Genomic DNA, 16833 nt, shown 5'->3' with positions numbered 1-16833 from the left:
TCCGGAGCGAACGCTCCGGACCGCAATCGTAGCCCCGCCATCCCCCACCGACCCCGCCACGCGCCCCTCAAGAACTCAAACACACCGCAACAACAACAACAACAACAACCTACAATCCCCAAATGCCCCCCACCCGCCTCTTCTACGCCCTCTGGCCCGCGCCTGCCCTGGCCGACACCCTGGCCACCTGGGCCACCCAGGCCCGACCACACAGCCAAGGCCGCCCCATGCGCACCGAAACCCTGCACATGACGCTCGCCTTCCTGGGATCCGTAGAAAAGGAAATCGCCGACGAGCTCATCGACGCCACGCCCTACCACCGCCTGCAGCCCGGCACCGTCACCCTCGACCGCTACGGCGTCTTCACCCGCCCCGGCATCCTGTGGGCCGGCCCCGAACGCACCCCGGATTCGCTGCAGGCCAGCCATGATGGCCTGTGGCTGTGGCTGTCCGCCTTCGGCTTCGTCCCGCCGGCCCAGCCGTTCCGCCCCCACGTCACGCTGCTGCGCAACATCGAGCGCAACGACCCGCCCGCCGACGCGCCGCCGCCCGTCACCTGGCACTATGACCGCATGGTGCTGGTCGCGTCCGAAGCCACCGACGGCGGCAGCCGCTACCGGGTCGTCGCCCAGTCACGGCCGCAACCCGTCTGAGGCTGGCGTGGCGGCGCTCTGGCACAATCGAGCGCGTCGCAACGACTTAGGATCGCCATGATCATCCTGCTCGACCAAGACGGCGTGCTGGCCGATTTCGAACATGCCTTCATCGACGCCTGGCGCGCGCGCCACCCCGACATCGCGCCGGTGGCGTTCGACGATCGAAAATCCTTCTACATCCGCGAAGACTACGCGCCCGAGCTGCGCGGCATGGCCGAGGCCATCTACACCGCGCCCGGCTTCATCCGCGACCTGCCGCCGGTGCCGGGGGCGCTGGACGCCGTGAAGGAACTGCTGGCGCTGGGCATGGACGTGCGCATCTGCACCTCGCCACTGTCCCAGTTCGAGAACTGCGTCGCCGAGAAATACCTGTGGGTCGAAAAGCACCTGGGCCGCGACGCCACCAACCGGCTGATCCTGACCAAGGACAAGACCCTGGTGCACGGCGACCTGCTGATCGACGACAAGCCGCTCATCCAGGGCGCGGTCAAGCCGCGCTGGAAGCACATCCTGTTCGACGCGCCCTACAACCGCCAGGTCACCGACCGCCCCCGCATCAGCTCCTGGGCCGACTGGCGCAACGTCCTGGCGGGCGAGCTGTATACGGCGGACGAATGACGGCCGGATGACACCCTGACGGGGGATGCCCGGCCCTGTTCAGCGGCCGGGGTTGGGACTATCCTGTGGTGCTGTATCCCCACATCCTGGAGGAGCCCGCACCATGAATCTGCACCGTCTGCTCAAGCAGCGAGAAGCCGACCACAAGCCCTTGCGCGTAGCGCTGCTGGGCGCCGGAAAGTTCGGCGCGATGTTCATGAGCCAGGCTCCCCGCACGCCCGGCATGCGGCTGGTGGCGGTGGCCGACCTGACGCCCGACCGGGCCCGCGCCGCGCTCACCCGGGTCGGCTGGCCCGCCACCGCGCTCAACGCCGCCAGCCCCGGCGACGCCTTGAAGAACGGCAAGGTCTACTTCACCGACGATCCGCACGCCGTCATCGCCAGCCCCGAGGTCGACATCGTCATCGACGCCACCGGCCAGGCGGCCGCGGGCATCGGCCACGTGCTGACCTGCTGCGAGTACGGCAAGCACATCATCATGGTCAACGTCGAGGCCGACGCGCTGGCCGGGCCGCTGCTGGCGCGGCGGGCCAGGGAAGCCGGCATCGTCTATTCGCTGGCCTATGGCGACCAGCCGGCGCTGATCTGCGAAATGGTGGACTGGGCGCGCGCGGCGGGCTTCGAGGTGATGGCGGCCGGCAAGGGCACCAAGTACCTGCCCGAGTTCCACACTTCCACGCCCGACACGGTCTGGCCGTACTACGGCTTCACCGCCGAGATGGTGGCCGCCGGCGACTTCAACGCGCAGATGTTCAACAGCTTCCTGGACGGCACCAAGAGCGCCATCGAGATGGCCGCGGTGTCCAACGCCACCGGCCTGCTGCCCTCGCCGTCCGGCCTGCATTTCCCGCCCTGCGGCGTGGACGACCTGGCCCGCGTGCTGCGCCCGCGCGAGGACGGCGGCATCCTGCATCATCGGGGCCAGGTGGAAGTGATTTCCTCGCTCGAACGCGATGGCCGGCCGGTGTTCCGCGACCTGCGCTGGGGCGTGTACGTGACGCTCGCGGCCGACAGCGATTACGTGCGACGCTGCTTCAAGGAATACGGCCTGGTCACCGACCCCAGCGGCAACTACACCGCCATGTACAAGCCGTATCACCTGATCGGCCTGGAACTGGGCATCAGCGTGGCCAGCGTCGGGCTGCGGCGCGAGCCCACCGGCGCGCCCGCTGGCTGGCACGGCGACGTGGTGGCGACCGCCAAGCGCGACCTGCAGGCCGGGCAGCTGCTGGACGGCGAAGGCGGCTACACGGTGTACGGCCGGCTGATGCCGGCGCGCGACTCGGTCGACGAAGGCTACCTGCCGCTGGGCCTGTCGCACCAGGTCAAGCTCAAGCACCCGGTGCGGCAATCGCAGGCGATCCGCTGGCGCGACGTGGAGTACGACGAATCTTCCGCCGCCGTGCAGTTCCGGCGCGAAATGGAGCAGACCTTCGCCTGAGCCCGCGCGGCTTCACCGCGAACACGCCCACGCACGGGTAACGGCGCGCGGCGCGGGCTGGCCGCGAGGGCAGCCGCGCCGATCCTTGTCCGCCGCGCTCAGACCGGCGGCGAACGCTCCGCCTGGAACAGACGCAGGCGGTCGGCGGCGTTGCGCAGGTGCTGCTCGGCGGCGCGGCCCGCGGCATCGGAATCGCCGCTTTCGATGGCCGCGAAGATCGCCTGGTGCTCGCTCTGCACCGCCGCCATGCGCTCGGCGTACATGCGCGCCGTGTTGTTGCGGGCGCTGCGGATGACGCGCCGCACATTCGCTTCCAGGTAATCGTTCAGCGCCACCAGGTGCGGGTTGTGCGTCGCCTGCACGATGGCCTGGTGGAACTGGTAGTCCTCTTCGTCGCCCAGCTTGTCGTTGATGAGCGCGTACTCCATGCCGACCAGCGCCTGGCGCATCTTCTTCAGGTCGGGGTCGGTGCGGCGCTGCGCCGCATAGCGCGCGGCGGTGACCTCGATCGACAGCATCAATTCCAGGATGTGCTCCAAGTCCTGGCTGTCGCCTGGCGAGGGCGCGGCGATGCGGAAGGCGTTGCGCTGGAAGTTCGGGTCGACGAAGACCCCGCTGCCCTGCTGCGAGGTGATCAGGCCCTCGGATTTCAGGCGGGCCAGCGCCTCGCGCACCACGGCGCGGCTGACCGAATAGATCTCGGTCAGTTGTTTCTCGGTGGGCAGGCGGTCGCCGGGCGCCAGGGTGCCCTGGCGGATCTGCTCGGCCAGCGCGTCGGCCACGCCCGCCGAGAGCGAGTGCTTGGGCGCGGCGCGTTGCGGGTCGGAGTCCCGCCTGTCCTGTGCTTGATTAGGCTGCATGTGGAATCGTTAAAACGAGGCGGCGGCTCGCGGGGCGGCTGCCTTGGTTATAGGAATTTTCGACGTTTCACTACGGCTGCGCCCTTGAAAATTATAGGATTTTGCCGGAATCGAAGGCGCGGCCGTTTCAGACTTTACGCGATATAGATGCCGCCGTTCACCTGCATCACCTCGCCCGTCACGAAACCGGCCAGCGGCGAGCACAGGAAGGCGATCGCGCCGGCGATTTCCTCGGCCGTGCCGAAGCGCCGCAACGGCGTGCTTTCCAGCAACTGCGCGCCCTTCTGGCCGATCAGGTCGTGCGTCATGGAGGTCGCGATGATGCCCGGCGCCACCGCGTTCACGCGGATCTGCGGCGCCAGCTCCAGCGCCAGGCTGCGGGTGAAGCTCTGCACCGCGCCCTTGGACGCCGAATAGGCCGCGTGCGCGTAGCTGCCGCGCTGCGCCGCCAGCGAGGTCAGCAGCACGATCGAGCCGTTCTGGCGCAGGTGGCGTTGTGCGGCGCGGCACACATAGAAAGTGCCGTCCAGGTTGACGCCCATGAGCTTCTTCCAGGCCTCGTCGCTGGTGTCCTTGACCAGTTGCTCGGGGTAGATGCCGGCGCAATGCACCAGGTGATCGATGCCGCCGAAATGCTGCGCGGCGCGTTCCAGCACCCGGTCGCAATCGTGCGAGGCGGCCACGTCCAGCGCGTGCACGAACACCCGCTGGCCGCTGGCGTCCAGCTCGGCGGCCACCTCGTCCAGGCGCGCCTTGTCGATGTCGGTCAACACCAGCCGGGCGCCGTGGGCGGCCATCAGCCGCGCGGTCGCCAGACCGATGCCATTGCCCGCGCCGGTGATGGCGACTACCTGTCCTTCGAACGAAATCATGCTGTCTCCAAAACGCTTTTTCGACGGCCCGCGCCCCATCGCCCAGCGCCGCCGGCGATTCGATTGAACCGCCAAATGCATCGCTTGACACGGGAAAAACGCTTGCCCTATGATTTATCGGACAACTTAATAAAGTTGCCTGACAACTTGTGTTGAAAGCGTAAAGCAACTGGCGATTTCAAGCAAGGGCGTCAAGAAAACACGGCCAACGGCCGCATGACAGGCAGGGGACAACCAGGTGGACATCACCGGCAGCACAACCGTATTCGCGATCGCGGCCGACCCGATCGCGCACGTCAAGACGCCCCAGCGGCTCAACGCCCTGCTGCGCGAGCGCGGCATCGACGCCGTCATGGTGCCGTTCCACGTGGCCGCCGCCGGCCTGCCCGGCCTGTTCGCGGGCCTGCGCGGCCTGGCCAACCTGGGCGGCCTGGTGGTCACCGTGCCCCACAAGGAAAGCGCCGCCGCGCTGTGCGACGCGCTGACGCCCGCCGCCGAACTGATCGGCGCCGTCAACGCCGTGCGGGTGCGCGACGGCCACCTCACCGGCGGCAACTTCGACGGCCTGGGCTTCGTCGCCGGCCTGCGCAGCCAGGGGCACGACCCCGCCGGCCGCCACGTCTACCTGGCGGGCCTGGGCGGCGCCGGCAAGGCCATCGCCTGCGCCATCGCCGAGGCCGGCCCGGCCAGCCTGCGCCTGTACAACCGTTCGTCCGACAAGGCCGAGGCGTTCGCCGAGCGCCTGGCGCGCCACCATCCCGGCCTGGCCATCCACGTGGCCGGCACCCGTCCCGAGTCCTGTGACATCGCCATCAACGCGACCACCCTGGGCCTGGACGACAACGATCCCCTGCCCTTCCAGCTGGATGCCCTGGCGCCCGCCGCCGTGGTGGCCGACGCCGTCATGAGCCGCGTCGACACGCCGTTGCTGCGCGCCGCCGCCGCGCGCGGCTGCCGCACCCATCCCGGCCTCTACATGCTGGAAGGACAACTCACCGAAATTGCCCGCTTCCTGGGCATAGAAGAGCCGCAATCCTGAGCGCGCTTGCTTGATTCACGGACCTACCACTCCCGTTCCCACGGAGGAGACACGCATGAAATTGGCTTTCACCACCGGCCTGTTGTGCCTGGCCGGCATTGCCGCATCGGCCCAGGCCGCGCCCGTCAAGATCGGCCTGATCGAGACGCTGTCCGGCCCGCAGGCCTCGACCGGCCTGATGTTCCGCGCCGCGGTCAAGTACGAACTGGACCGCATCAACGCCGCCGGCGGCTGGAACGGCCAGCCGCTGGAACTGGTCGAGTTCGACAACCAGGGCGGCCCCGTGGGCGCCTCCGACCGTTTCCGCGCCGCGGCCGCCGAAGGCGTGCAGATCCTGGTGCAGGGCTCGTCGTCGGCCATCTCCGGCCAGCTCACCGAGGACGTGCGCAAGCACAACCTGCGCAACCCGGGCAAGGAAGTCGTGTTCCTGAACGTGGGCGGCGAGGCCCTGGAACTGACCGGCCAGAAGTGCCACTTCTACCACTTCCGCTTCACCACCAACGCCGACCTGCGCGTCAAGGCGCTGGCCTCGGTCATGTCGGCCGACGGCACGCTGGGCAAGCGCGTCTACGCCATCAACCAGAACTACTCCTGGGGCCAGGACATGGAAGGCGCCACCGAGCGCTTCGCCAAGCAGTACGGCTATGAAGTGGTCGGCAAGACGCTGCACGAAGTCAACAAGATCCAGGACTTCGCGCCCTACGTGGCCCGCATCCGCTCGGCCAATCCCGACACCGTCATCACCGGCAACTGGTCCAACGACCTGCTGTTGCTGATGAAGGCGACGCAGTCGGCCGGCCTGAAGGTGCGCTTTGCCACCGTGTTCCTGGACCAGGTCGGCAACCTCGCCAACGCCGGCGACGTGGCGCTGGGCCATTACATCGCCCACCCCTACAACATCGAGGCCGCGGGCGAGGAAGGCGCCAAATTCGCCGAGGACTACAAGGCCAAGACCGGCCACTACCCGAGCTACACCGAGCCGCAGACCGTGATCGGCATCACCTTCCTGGGCGAGGCGCTCAAGCAGGTCAAGCCCAAGGACGGCAAGCTGTCGGTGCCGGACCTGGCGCGGGCGCTGGAGAAGGTCACCTACACCTCGCCGCTGGGCACCTACACCATGCGCGCCGAAGACCACCAGGTGCAGCTGCCGATGGTGGTGTCCAAGGTCGGCAAGAACGCCAAGTACAAGGCCGACGGCACCGACATGGGCTTCGAGCCGGTCAAGGTGCTGTCCGCCGCGGACGTGTCCGCGCCGGTGCAGGCCACCTGCAAGATGGTTCGCCCGGACTGATGACGCGACGGCCGCGGACGGCATGCCGTCCGCGGCCACTCGCCAATAAAACGCTCACCGGCGCGGGGCCGGAAAAAACAGGGCGTGATCGATCGCCAGGCGCCCGGCGCCTGCGCGCAAGGATTTTGGAGCGGACATGGAATACTTTACCGTCTCGCTGTTGAACGGCGTGATTTACGGCCTGCTGCTATTCATGGTGTCGGCAGGCCTGACACTGATCTTCGGAATGATGGGCGTGCTCAACTTCGCGCACGCCTCGTTCTACATGATAGGCGCGTACGCCGCCTATACCCTGACGCCCGTCACCGGGTTCTGGACCGCGCTGGTGCTGGCCACCGTCATCGCCGGCGTGCTCGGCATGGGCGTGGAGCGCTTCTTCCTGCGCCGCGTGCACAAGTTCGGCCACGCGCAGGAATTGCTGGTGACCTTCGGCCTGGCGTTCATCGTCGCCGAGCTCATCAAGCTGTTCTACGGCGACTTCCCGGTCGACTACCGCGTGCCGCAGTTCCTGAACTTCGCGGCCTTCCGCGTGTTCGACGCCGACTATCCCTTCTACCGCCTGCTGATGGGCGGCGTGTCTCTGGCGATGTTCGCGGTGATTTACCTGCTGCTGTCGCGCACCCGCGTCGGCATCGTGGTGCGTTCTGCCATCTACCGCCCGCGCATGGCCGAGGCCCTCGGCCACAACGTGCCGCTGGTGTTCATGAGCGTGTTCGGCGTGGGCGCGGCGATGGCCGGCCTGGCCGGCGCGGTCGCCGGCGCGTTCTACACCACCAACCCGAACATGGCGCTGGAACTGGGCGTGCTGGTGTTCGTGGTGGTCGTGGTGGGCGGCCTGGGTTCGCTCGAAGGCGCCATGATCGCCTCGCTGCTGATCGGCCTGATCAGCTCGTTCTCGGTCGGCATCGACGCCAGCCTGGCGACGCTGTTCGGCCTGTTCGGCGCCGGCGAGTGGGCCGAGAGCGTGGGCGGCCTGATGACGGTGAAGATCTCCAGCCTGGCCGCGACCCTGCCCTTCCTGCTGATGCTGGTGGTGCTGCTGGTCAAGCCCTCGGGCCTGAAGGGAGAACAGGCATGAGCCAGGCTCCCGTTTCCTCGCGCCGCGCGCCGGCCGCCCTGTTGCTGCTGGCCTGCGTGGCCGCGCTGTGCGCGCTGCCCTGGCTGCTGCCGCCGGGCCAGTTGGTCGCGGCGGTGCAGATGCTGATCGCGGCGCTGTTCGCCTGCGCCTTCAACCTGCTGGCCGGCCAGGGCGGCATGCTGTCCTTCGGCCACGCCGCCTACTTCGGCGTCGGCACCTTCGCCACCATCCACGCCATGAACGCGCTGGGCGGCGCGGGCCTCCTGCCGACGCCGCTAATGCCGCTGGCCGGCGGCGTGGCCGGCCTGCTGTTCGGGCTGGTCGCGGGCTGGTTCGCCACCATGCGCGCCGGCGTATACTTCTCGATGATCACGCTGGCGCTGGCCGAACTGCTGCACGCGCTGGCGCCGCACCTGAAGGGCGTGTTCGGCGGCGAAGCCGGACTGTCCGCCATGCGCATGCCGGCCTGGGGCTTCACCTTCGGCTCGGACATCGAGGTGTACTTCCTGGTGCTGGCCTGGGTGCTGGTGTCACTGGCCGCGCTGTATGGCCTGACCCGCACGCCGCTGGGCCGGCTGACGCTGGGTCTGCGCGAAAATGCCAACCGCCTGCGCTACCTGGGCTACCGGCCGCACACGCTCAAGACCATGGTGTTCGCGCTGTCGGCCATGTTCGCCGGCATCGCCGGCGGCCTGCAGGCATTGAACATCGAAGCCGGCAACTACGTGCTGTTCGAGGTCAAGCTGTCGACCGACGCGGTGCTGTTCGCCTACATCGGCGGCGTCAACGCCTTCCTCGGCCCGGTGCTGGGCGCCTCGATCCTGACCTTCCTGTCGCAGACGCTGGCCGACATCACCCGTTCCTGGCTGCTGTATCAGGGCATCCTGTTCGTGCTGGTGATGCTGTTCGTGCCGGACGGCCTGGTCGGCCTGGTGCAGCGCGCCGCCAAGTCGCTGCGCCAGCGCGGCCTGGCCGACTGGCTGCCGCGCGCCGCGGTGTCCGTCGCCGGCGGCCTGCTGCTGACCGGCGCCACGGTGTTCTCGGTGGAACTGCTGCAACGCATGTTCGCGCGCGACTACCGCTCGCTGCTGGCGATGAACCCCGATGCCGGCTGGCCCGCCATTTCCCTGTTCGGCCACGACTGGGCGCCGCTGGCGCTGTCGACCTGGCTGCTGCCGCTGGCGCTGTTCGCGGGCGGCCTCCTGGCCTGCCGCTGGGCGCTGGTCCTGTGGCGCGGCGAGGCCGAAGCCGCGCCCGTGCTGGAGACCGCAAAATGAGCCACGAGATCCTGACCCTGACCGACGTGCGCAAGTCCTTCGGCGACGCGCAGATCATCCGCGGCGTCAACCTGAAGGTCGAGGCCGGCGAACGCCACGCCGTCATCGGCCCCAACGGCGCCGGCAAGTCCACGCTGTTCCACCTGATGTCGGGCTCGTTCGCGCCGACCTCGGGCGACATCAGCCTGCGCTCGCGCCCGATCGGCGGCCTGCCGCCCGAGCGCATCAACCGCCTTGGCCTGGCGCGTTCGTTCCAGATCACCAACGTGTTCCCGCGCCTGTCGGTGCGCGAGAACCTGCGGCTGGCGGTGCTGCGCATGCACGGCCTGGTCTACAACTTCTGGCGCCCCATCGCGCGCCACCGCGCCGTCAACGAGAACGTCGACCAGCTGCTGGAGAAAGTGCGCCTGGCCGCCAAGCAGCATACCGCCGCGGGCGACCTGAACTACTCCGAGCAGCGCTCGCTGGAAATCGGCATGACGCTGGCCTCGCGGCCCAAGGTGATCCTGCTGGACGAGCCGATGGCCGGCATGTCGCAGCACGAGGTCGACTACACCGTCGAACTCATCAAGGACGTGACGCGCGACTGCACCCTGCTGATCGTCGAGCACGACATGCAGGTGGTGTTCTCGCTGGCCGACCGCATCAGCGTGCTGGTGTACGGCGAGATCCTGGCCACCGGCACGCCCGCCGACATCCGCGGCGACGCCCGCGTGCGCGAAGCCTATCTGGGAGAGGAAACGGTATGAGCATGCAATCCCCCCTGCTGGCCCTGCAAGGCGTGCACGCGCACTACGGCAAGAGCCACATCCTGCACGGCATCGACCTGACGGTGGGCCGCGGCGAGGTGGTCAGCCTGCTGGGCCGCAACGGCGCCGGCCGCTCCACCACCATGAAGAGCATCATGGGGCTGGTGGACGTGACGGGCGGCCGCATCGCCATCGAAGGCCGCGACATCACCAACAAGCGGCCTTTCGAGATCGCCCGCGCCGGACTGGGTTTCGTGCCGGAAGAGCGCGAGGTGTTCGCCAACCTGACGGTGGACGAGAACCTGCGCATGGGCGAACAGCCCGCCCGGCCCGACGCCCCGGCCTGGACCATCGAACAGATGTTCGGCTATTTCCCGCGCCTGAAGGAACGCCGCAATACCCGCGCCGGCAACCTGTCCGGCGGCGAACAGCAGATGCTGACCATGTGCCGTTCGCTCCTGGGCAACCCCAAGGTCATGCTGATCGACGAGCCCACCGAAGGCCTGGCGCCCAAGATCGTCGAAGTGATCGCCGACGTGATCCGCGACATCCACCAGCGCGGCGTGTCGGTGGTGCTGGTCGAGCAGAAGCTGACCATCGCATTGAAAGTGTCCACGCGCGTCAGCGTGATGGGCCATGGCCGCATCGTTTTCGAAGGACCGCCCGCGCAACTGCATGAGCGCCAGGACGTGGTCCAGGAATGGCTGGCGGTCTGACCGCCTAACGCATCTGTAGAGGCAAGCACTTGGACAATACCCCTGAAGTACGCCACGCCGATCTGCGCGGCAAGAACGTGGTGATCACCGGCGGCGCCAAAGGCATCGGCTACGCCACGGCCGAGGCGTTCGTGCGCCAGGGCGCGCGGGTGGCGCTGCTGGACATGGATCCGGTAGCGCTGGACGCGGCCGTGGCCGGGCTGCGCGCGGCCGGCGGCGAGGCCCTGGCCGCGCAGGCCTCGGTCACCGACGCCGACGCCGTCGAACGCGCCTTCGCCCAGGTCGAGCAGGCCTGGGGCGGCATCGATGTGCTGGTCAACAACGCCGGCATCTCGGCCAACAAGCCGTCGCTGGACGTCACGCCCGAGGAATGGCGCCGCGCCGTCGACATCAACCTGACTGGCGTGTTCCTGTGCGCCCAGGCCGCCGGCCGCCGCATGGTGCCCAAGGGCGAGGGCTGCATCATCAACCTGGCCTCGATGTACGGCGTGGTGGCCGCGCCCGACCGCGCCGCCTATTGCGCCACCAAGGGCGCGGTGGTGCTGCTGACCGAGACCCTGGCGGTGGAATGGGGTCCGGCGGGCGTGCGCGTGAACGCGCTGGCGCCCGGCTACGTCGAGACCGACCTGGTGCGCGACCTGGCCGCGCGCGGCCGCCTCGACCCCGAACGCCTCAAGCAGCGCACGCCGCTGCGGCGCCTGGCGCAGCCGGCCGAAATGGCCGACCTGGCGGTGTTCCTGACGTCCAGCCAGGCCGCCTACATCACCGGACACACCCTGGTGGCCGATGGCGGCTGGAGCCGCTACAGCTACCTCTGACCGCTTACCTACATTCTGGAGATTCACTCATGGCCACCTACCAACCGCTTGGTTCCCAGGCGCCCTGGCGGCAACTCACGGTCGAGACCTCGGACTGGCAGCAGGCCGACCCGGCGCTGCTGGCCACCATGCTGACGCAGCTGCACTGGATCCGCGCTTTCGAGGAAGCGGTGCTGGACCTGGCCGCCGAAGGCCTGGTGCACGGCCCGGCCCACTCGTCGGTGGGCCAGGAAGGCGGCGCAGTCGGCTCGGTGCTGGCGCTGGGCGCCGGCGACCAGATCAACGGCTCGCACCGCGGCCACCACCAGTTCCTGGCCAAGGCCCTGCAACACGTGGCGCCGCTGGGCCTGGACCCGCGCAACCCGCTCACGCCCGCTATCGATGAAGTGCTGCACAAGACGCTGGCCGAGATCATGGGCCTGGCGCAAGGCTACTGCCGCGGCCGTGGCGGCAGCATGCACCTGCGCTGGCTGGAAGCGGGCGCGCTCGGCACCAACGCCATCGTCGGCGGCGGCGTGCCGCTGGCGGCCGGCGCGGCCTGGGCCCACCACCACGCCGGCACCGACCGCGTGGCGGTGACGTACTTCGGCGACGGCGCCGTCAACATCGGCTCGGTGCTCGAGACGATGAACCTGACCGCCGCGTGGAAGACCCCGTTGTGCTTCTTCATCGAGAACAACCGCTACGCCGTGTCCACCACGGTCGAGGAATCGACCGCCGAGCCGCGCCTGTCGGCCCGTGGCCAGGCCTTCAACATCCCGGCCTGGCAGGTCGACGGCATGGATCCGCTGGCCGTGCACCTGGCCATGTCGGAAGCCGTGGCGCACATGCGCGCCGGCAACGGCCCCACCATCATCGAGGTGGACGTCTACCGCTTCTTCCACCAGAACGGCCCCTTCCCCGGCAGCGCCTTCGGCTACCGCAGCAAGGAAGAGGAGGCGCAATGGCGCCGCCGCGATCCGCTCGACAAGATCGCCGCCGAGATGATCGGCCGCCAGCTGATCACCCAGGCCGAGGTCGACGCTCTGCGCCAGCGCTGCAAGGACGTGATGAAGGACGTGTCGGGCCGCCTGACCGAGGCCGCCGACGGCGGCAAGCGCCGCGTGCGCGCCGACCTGTGGCCGCGCCCCGACTTCCGCGACGTGGGCCTGCGCAGCGACGGCTCGGAACTGGCCGGCCTGCGCTACCAGGATGCCGCCGACTACGCCGGCGCCCGCGCCGAGCGCAAGTTCGTGGACGCGGTGGCCGATGTGCTCGACCGCCGCATGGAGACCGACCCAGGCGTGGTGGTGCTGGGCGAGGACGTGCACCGCCTGAAGGGCGGCACCAACGGCGCCACGCGCGGCCTGAAGGACAAGTACCCCGATCGCGTGCTGGGCACGCCGATCTCCGAGAACGCCTTCGCCGGCCTGGGCGGCGGCCTGGCCATGGACGGCCGCTACAAGCCGGTGGTGGAATTCATGTACCCCGACTTCATGTGGGTCGCGGCCGACCAGATCTTCAACCAGATCGGCAAGGCCCGCCACATGTTCGGCGGCGACATCGACGTGCCGTTCGTGCTGCGCACCAAGGTCGCGATGGGCACGGGCTACGGCTCGCAGCACTCGATGGACCCGGCCGGCGTCTTCGCCACGGCCCCGGGCTGGCGCATCGTCGCGCCGTCCACGCCGTACGAGTACATCGGCCTGATGAACACCGCGCTGGCTTCCAAGGACCCGGTGCTGGTGATCGAGCACGTGGATCTCTACGCCTCGTCGGGCGAGGTCCCCGAGGGCGACCTGGACTACGCCATTCCGTTCGGCAAGGCGCGCGTGCGCCGCGGCGGCTCCAAGGTCACGGTGCTGACCTACCTGTCGATGGTCAGTCGCGCGCTCAAGGCCGCCGAAGAGACCGGGGTCGACGCGGAAGTGATCGACCTGCGCACGCTGGACCGCGCCAGCCTGGACTGGGACACCATCGGCGCCAGCATCCAGAAGACCAACAACGTGCTGATCGTCGAACAGGGCGCGCGCGGCACCTCGTACGGCGCCATGCTGGCCGACGAGATCCAGCGCCGCTACTTCGACTGGCTCGACCAGCCGGTCAAGCGCGTCACCGGCGGCGAGGCCTCGCCCAGCATCTCCAAGGTGCTGGAACGCGCAGCCTTCGCCGACACGGAAGAAGTCATCGCCGGCCTGAACGACGTGCTGGCCGACCTGGGAGAACGCGCATGAGCGCCGCCCTGCGCATGAGCGTGCCGATGGAAGTCGGCATTTGCTGCGCCGACCTGGACGCGCAGCTGGCGTTCTACACCGAAGTGGTCGGCCTGGCCCTGGTGAACCGCGTCAGCGTGCCGGCCGACAAGGCCCGCGCCACCGGCCTGACGCAGCATGGCTACGACGTGGCGCGCCTGCAGACCTCGTACGGCGAGCGCATCAAGCTGCTGCAACCGGCCGTGGCGCCGGAGCCGGCGGTGCGCGGCGCCGCCATCCTGGACCGCCAGGGCAACGCCTACCTGACCTTCATCGTGCAGGACCTGGCCGGCACCGTCGAGCGCCTGCGGGCGCGCGGCGTGGCCTTCGACAGCGACCCGGCGCCGATGGAAGTGCGGCCCGGCACCTGGCTGGCCTTCTTCCGCGACCCCGAAGGCAATGTGCTGGAACTGGTCGAATACGACGACCCGGCGGCCTACCGGCCCGACCTGGCCGTGCGCGCAGAATAGGACGAACTACACGTGGCACACCTTATCAAGCTCCCCTCCGTCGCGGCCGATGCCGACGTCGGCACGCTGCACCAATGGCTCAAGCAGGAAGGCGACACGGTCGCCGTGGGCGAGGCGCTGGCGGAAATCGAAACCGAGAAAGCGATCGTCGAGATCAACGCCGAACAGGCGGGCGTGCTCAGCCGCATCGTGGTGCAGGCCGGCCCGGCATCGGTGCCGATCAACACCGTGATCGGCGTGCTGCTGGCGCCGGGCGAAGATGCCAGCGCGATCGAGAAGGCGCTGGCGGAACACGGCGCGGGCGCCGCAGCATCGGCCGCCGCAGCATCGGCCGCCGCAGCAACGGCTGCCGCAACATCGGCTGCCTCGGCAACGGCTCCCGCAAGCGCTCTCGCTCCGTCCGCGACGGCCGGCGCCGCCGCACCGGCCTCGCCCGACGCCGCCATCGCCCCCGGCACCCGCCGCTTCGCCAGCCCGCTGGCGCGCCGCCTGGCCGCGCAATGGCACGTCAACCTGCTCGAAGTGCAAGGCACCGGCCCGCGCGGCCGCATCGTGCGCCGCGACGTCGAAGCCGCGCGTGACCGCGCCCCCGTTGCCGCCGCGCCCCAGGCCAGCCGCGCCGCCGGCCGCCGCGTGCCGCATTCCGGCATGCGCCGCGCCATCGCCCGCCGCCTGACCGAAAGCAAGCAGCAGGTGCCGCACTTCTACCTGACGGTGGATTGCCGCATGGACGCCTTGCTGGCCCTGCGCGCGCAGGCCAACCAGGGCGGCGCGGTCAAGCTGTCGGTCAATGACTTCATCGTGCGCGCCGCCGCCCTGGCGCTGCGCGAGGTGCCCGAGGTCAACGCCAGCTGGCACGATGACGCCATCGAATTCCACGCCGGCGCCGACATCAGCGTCGCCGTGGCCACCGACGGCGGCCTGGTCACGCCCATCGTGCGCGACGCCGACGTCAAGCCGCTGTCCGCCATCGCCGGCGAGATCGTCGAGCTGGCCGGCCGCGCCAAGGTCAACCGCCTCAAGCCCGAGGAATTCACCGGCGGCTCGCTGACGGTCAGCAACCTCGGCATGTACGGCATCAAGCAGTTCGCCGCCATCATCAACCCGCCGCAGGCCGCGATCCTGGCGGTGGGCGCGGCCGAGCGCCGCCCGGTGGTGGACGACAACGGCTGCCTGCAGGCAGCCACCGTCATGACCGTGACGCTGTCGGCCGACCACCGCGTGGTGGACGGCGCCGTCGGCGCGCGCTGGCTGGCCGCGTTCCGCGCGCTGATCGAGAACCCCGTGCGCATCCTGCTGTGAGCCCCGCCATGACCAAGACTTCGTTTGACCTGGTGGTGGTGGGCGGCGGGCCCGGCGGCTACGTGGCCGCCATCCGCGCGGCCCAGCTGGGCCTGTCCACCGCGCTGGTGGAGCGCGCCGAACTGGGCGGCATCTGCCTGAACTGGGGCTGCATTCCGACCAAGGCGCTGCTGCACAGCGCCGCCGTGCTGCGCGCCTGCCGCGAAGCCGACCACTACGGCGTGACCGGCGCGGGCGCGGCGCAACCCGACCTGCCCGCGATGGTGGCGCGCTCGCGCAAGGTCGCCGGCCGCCTGGGCCAGGGCGTGGCGCACCTGATGAAAAAGAACGGTGTCACGGTGTTCGCCGCCAGCGCCAGGCTGGCCGGCGGCGGCCGCGTCGCGCTCGACAACGGCGCCACGCTGTCGGCCCGCCATATCATCCTGGCCACCGGCGCGCGCGCCCGCGAGCTGCCGGCGCTGCCGGTGGGCGAACGCATCTGGGCCTACCGCCAGGCGCTGACGCCGCCGGCGCTGCCCAAGTCGCTGCTGGTGGTGGGCGCGGGCGCGATAGGCGCCGAGTTCGCCAGCTTCTACCGCGCGGTCGGGGCGGAGGTGACGCTGATCGACATGACCGCCGAGATCCTGCCGCAGGAAGACGCCGAGATCTCCGCGCTGGCGCGCAAGGCCTTCGAGAAGCAGGGCATCCGCGTGCTGACGCAGTGCGCGGTCAAGTCGTCCAGCCTGACGGCCACGGGCGTCAAGGCCGTGCTGGAGCAACAGGGCAAGCAGATCGAGCTGGAGGTCGAGCGCGTCATCGTTGCCGCCGGCATCGTCGGCAACGTCGAGGACCTGGGCCTGGAGCAGACCCGCGTGAAGGTGGAGAAGACCCACATCGTCACCGACGGCCTGTGCCGCACCGCCGAGCCGGGCGTCTACGCCATCGGCGACGTGGCCGGCGCGCCGTGGCTGGCGCACAAGGCCAGCCACGAGGCCGTGCTGTGCGTCGAAGCCATCGCCGGCCTGCCGGCGCATGCGCTCGACCCGCTGCGCATCCCCGCCTGCACGTATTCACACCCGCAGGTCGCCAGCATCGGCATGACCGAGGCCCGCGCGCGCGAACACGCCAAGGCGACGGGCGGCGAGATCCGCGTCGGCAAATTCACCTTCGCCGGCAACGGCAAGGCCATCGCCATGGGCGAGGACCAGGGGTTGGTGAAGACGGTGTTCGACGCCAGGACCGGCGAGCTGCTGGGCGCGCACATCATCCACCCCGAGGCGTCCGAGCTGATCGCCGGCTACGGCGTGGCGGCGGCGCTGGAAGCCACCGAGGAAGACCTGATGCACACCGTGTTCGCGCATCCGACGCTGTCGGAAACGCTGCACGAATCGGTGCTGGCGGCTTTCGGCCGGGCGCTGCACGGCTAAGGCACGTAG

Annotated in this window: 16 protein-coding genes; 14 read left to right on the top strand and 2 right to left on the bottom strand. The window is 69.5% G+C overall.

The genetic code is table 11. From position 1 onward, the window contains the following. Window positions 1–122 precede the first annotated feature (122 nt). From thpR to AOZ53_RS28360, 3 genes are all read left to right on the top strand, one after another. Complete coding sequence (gene thpR / locus AOZ53_RS28370; protein WP_054490325.1) at window positions 123–653, top strand: RNA 2',3'-cyclic phosphodiesterase; 531 nt, start codon at window positions 123–125, stop codon at window positions 651–653. A 57-nt stretch (window positions 654–710) separates the two neighbouring features. Next, window positions 711–1274: a 5'-3'-deoxyribonucleotidase gene (locus tag AOZ53_RS28365; RefSeq protein ID WP_054429425.1), complete on the top strand. Its 564-nt coding sequence runs from the start codon at window positions 711–713 to the stop codon at window positions 1272–1274. A gap of 103 nt (window positions 1275–1377) precedes the next feature. Continuing rightward, window positions 1378–2715 carry an NAD(P)H-dependent oxidoreductase gene (locus tag AOZ53_RS28360; protein ID WP_054429424.1) on the top strand — a complete coding sequence of 446 codons (1338 nt, stop codon included), beginning with the start codon at window positions 1378–1380 and terminating at the stop codon, window positions 2713–2715. Between the two features lie 98 nt (window positions 2716–2813). Here AOZ53_RS28360 and AOZ53_RS28355 read toward each other — a convergent pair whose 3' ends face one another. Continuing rightward, complete coding sequence (locus tag AOZ53_RS28355) at window positions 2814–3575, bottom strand: FadR/GntR family transcriptional regulator (RefSeq protein ID WP_054429423.1); 762 nt, start codon at window positions 3573–3575, stop codon at window positions 2814–2816. Window positions 3576–3709: 134 nt separating this feature from the next. Continuing rightward, window positions 3710–4447: an SDR family NAD(P)-dependent oxidoreductase gene (locus tag AOZ53_RS28350; RefSeq protein WP_049076567.1), complete on the bottom strand. Its 738-nt coding sequence runs from the start codon at window positions 4445–4447 to the stop codon at window positions 3710–3712. A 238-nt stretch (window positions 4448–4685) separates the two neighbouring features. Between AOZ53_RS28350 and AOZ53_RS28345 the strand changes: the two genes are divergently transcribed. The 11 genes from AOZ53_RS28345 (at window position 4686) to lpdA (ending at window position 16824) form a co-directional block, all read left to right on the top strand. Then, window positions 4686–5486, top strand: coding sequence for a shikimate dehydrogenase family protein (locus tag AOZ53_RS28345; protein WP_054429422.1), 801 nt, complete (start codon window positions 4686–4688; stop codon window positions 5484–5486). Window positions 5487–5541: 55 nt separating this feature from the next. Further along, the gene (locus tag AOZ53_RS28340; protein ID WP_054490323.1) at window positions 5542–6777 is read left to right on the top strand and encodes a branched-chain amino acid ABC transporter substrate-binding protein; all 1236 of its coding nucleotides are present in this window, start codon (window positions 5542–5544) and stop codon (window positions 6775–6777) included. A gap of 136 nt (window positions 6778–6913) precedes the next feature. Next, window positions 6914–7855 carry a branched-chain amino acid ABC transporter permease gene (locus AOZ53_RS28335; protein ID WP_006386228.1) on the top strand — a complete coding sequence of 314 codons (942 nt, stop codon included), beginning with the start codon at window positions 6914–6916 and terminating at the stop codon, window positions 7853–7855. Further along, complete coding sequence (locus AOZ53_RS28330) at window positions 7852–9132, top strand: branched-chain amino acid ABC transporter permease (protein WP_054490321.1); 1281 nt, start codon at window positions 7852–7854, stop codon at window positions 9130–9132. Before AOZ53_RS28335 ends, AOZ53_RS28330 begins: the two co-directional genes overlap by 4 nt. Next, on the top strand, window positions 9129–9881 hold the full coding sequence (locus AOZ53_RS28325; RefSeq protein WP_054429419.1) for an ABC transporter ATP-binding protein: 753 nt from the start codon (window positions 9129–9131) through the stop codon (window positions 9879–9881). Before AOZ53_RS28330 ends, AOZ53_RS28325 begins: the two co-directional genes overlap by 4 nt. After that, complete coding sequence (locus tag AOZ53_RS28320; RefSeq protein ID WP_054429418.1) at window positions 9878–10597, top strand: ABC transporter ATP-binding protein; 720 nt, start codon at window positions 9878–9880, stop codon at window positions 10595–10597. Before AOZ53_RS28325 ends, AOZ53_RS28320 begins: the two co-directional genes overlap by 4 nt. 29 nt (window positions 10598–10626) lie before the next feature. Then, window positions 10627–11415 (top strand): SDR family NAD(P)-dependent oxidoreductase, encoded by a 789-nt coding sequence (locus AOZ53_RS28315; protein ID WP_054490319.1) that lies wholly within the window; start codon window positions 10627–10629, stop codon window positions 11413–11415. A 29-nt stretch (window positions 11416–11444) separates the two neighbouring features. Further along, window positions 11445–13628, top strand: a complete 2184-nt coding sequence (locus AOZ53_RS28310; protein ID WP_054490317.1) for an alpha-ketoacid dehydrogenase subunit alpha/beta — start codon at window positions 11445–11447, stop codon at window positions 13626–13628. Continuing rightward, a complete protein-coding gene (locus AOZ53_RS28305) occupies window positions 13625–14116 on the top strand; it encodes a VOC family protein (protein WP_054490315.1) in 492 nt (163 codons plus the stop codon). The genes AOZ53_RS28310 and AOZ53_RS28305 overlap by 4 nt, the downstream gene beginning before the upstream one ends. A 12-nt stretch (window positions 14117–14128) precedes the next feature. Then, window positions 14129–15418 carry a pyruvate dehydrogenase complex dihydrolipoamide acetyltransferase gene (locus AOZ53_RS28300; RefSeq protein ID WP_054490312.1) on the top strand — a complete coding sequence of 430 codons (1290 nt, stop codon included), beginning with the start codon at window positions 14129–14131 and terminating at the stop codon, window positions 15416–15418. A gap of 8 nt (window positions 15419–15426) precedes the next feature. Continuing rightward, complete coding sequence (gene lpdA, locus AOZ53_RS28295) at window positions 15427–16824, top strand: dihydrolipoyl dehydrogenase (protein ID WP_054474826.1); 1398 nt, start codon at window positions 15427–15429, stop codon at window positions 16822–16824. Window positions 16825–16833: the final 9 nt, after the last annotated feature.

Origin of the sequence: Achromobacter sp. 2789STDY5608621 (assembly GCF_001299375.1) — a bacterium.
In the GTDB taxonomy this organism is placed as follows: domain Bacteria; phylum Pseudomonadota; class Gammaproteobacteria; order Burkholderiales; family Burkholderiaceae_B; genus Achromobacter; species Achromobacter insuavis.
The sequence above is the reverse complement of the archived record's forward strand: the minus strand, read 5'-3'. Positions and strand labels throughout refer to the sequence as shown.

Bases quoted from the DNA above. Each gene is read 5' to 3' on its own strand.
- thpR (WP_054490325.1), top strand. From the start codon at position 123: ATGCCCCCCACCCGCCTCTTCTACGCCCTCTGGCCCGCGCCTGCCCTG.
- AOZ53_RS28365 (WP_054429425.1), top strand. From the start codon at position 711: ATGATCATCCTGCTCGACCAAGACGGCGTGCTGGCCGATTTCGAACAT.
- AOZ53_RS28360 (WP_054429424.1), top strand. From the start codon at position 1,378: ATGAATCTGCACCGTCTGCTCAAGCAGCGAGAAGCCGACCACAAGCCC.
- AOZ53_RS28355 (WP_054429423.1), bottom strand. From the start codon at position 3,575: ATGCAGCCTAATCAAGCACAGGACAGGCGGGACTCCGACCCGCAACGC.
- AOZ53_RS28350 (WP_049076567.1), bottom strand. From the start codon at position 4,447: ATGATTTCGTTCGAAGGACAGGTAGTCGCCATCACCGGCGCGGGCAAT.
- AOZ53_RS28340 (WP_054490323.1), top strand. From the start codon at position 5,542: ATGAAATTGGCTTTCACCACCGGCCTGTTGTGCCTGGCCGGCATTGCC.
- AOZ53_RS28335 (WP_006386228.1), top strand. From the start codon at position 6,914: ATGGAATACTTTACCGTCTCGCTGTTGAACGGCGTGATTTACGGCCTG.
- AOZ53_RS28330 (WP_054490321.1), top strand. From the start codon at position 7,852: ATGAGCCAGGCTCCCGTTTCCTCGCGCCGCGCGCCGGCCGCCCTGTTG.
- AOZ53_RS28325 (WP_054429419.1), top strand. From the start codon at position 9,129: ATGAGCCACGAGATCCTGACCCTGACCGACGTGCGCAAGTCCTTCGGC.
- AOZ53_RS28320 (WP_054429418.1), top strand. From the start codon at position 9,878: ATGAGCATGCAATCCCCCCTGCTGGCCCTGCAAGGCGTGCACGCGCAC.
- AOZ53_RS28310 (WP_054490317.1), top strand. From the start codon at position 11,445: ATGGCCACCTACCAACCGCTTGGTTCCCAGGCGCCCTGGCGGCAACTC.
- AOZ53_RS28305 (WP_054490315.1), top strand. From the start codon at position 13,625: ATGAGCGCCGCCCTGCGCATGAGCGTGCCGATGGAAGTCGGCATTTGC.
- lpdA (WP_054474826.1), top strand. From the start codon at position 15,427: ATGACCAAGACTTCGTTTGACCTGGTGGTGGTGGGCGGCGGGCCCGGC.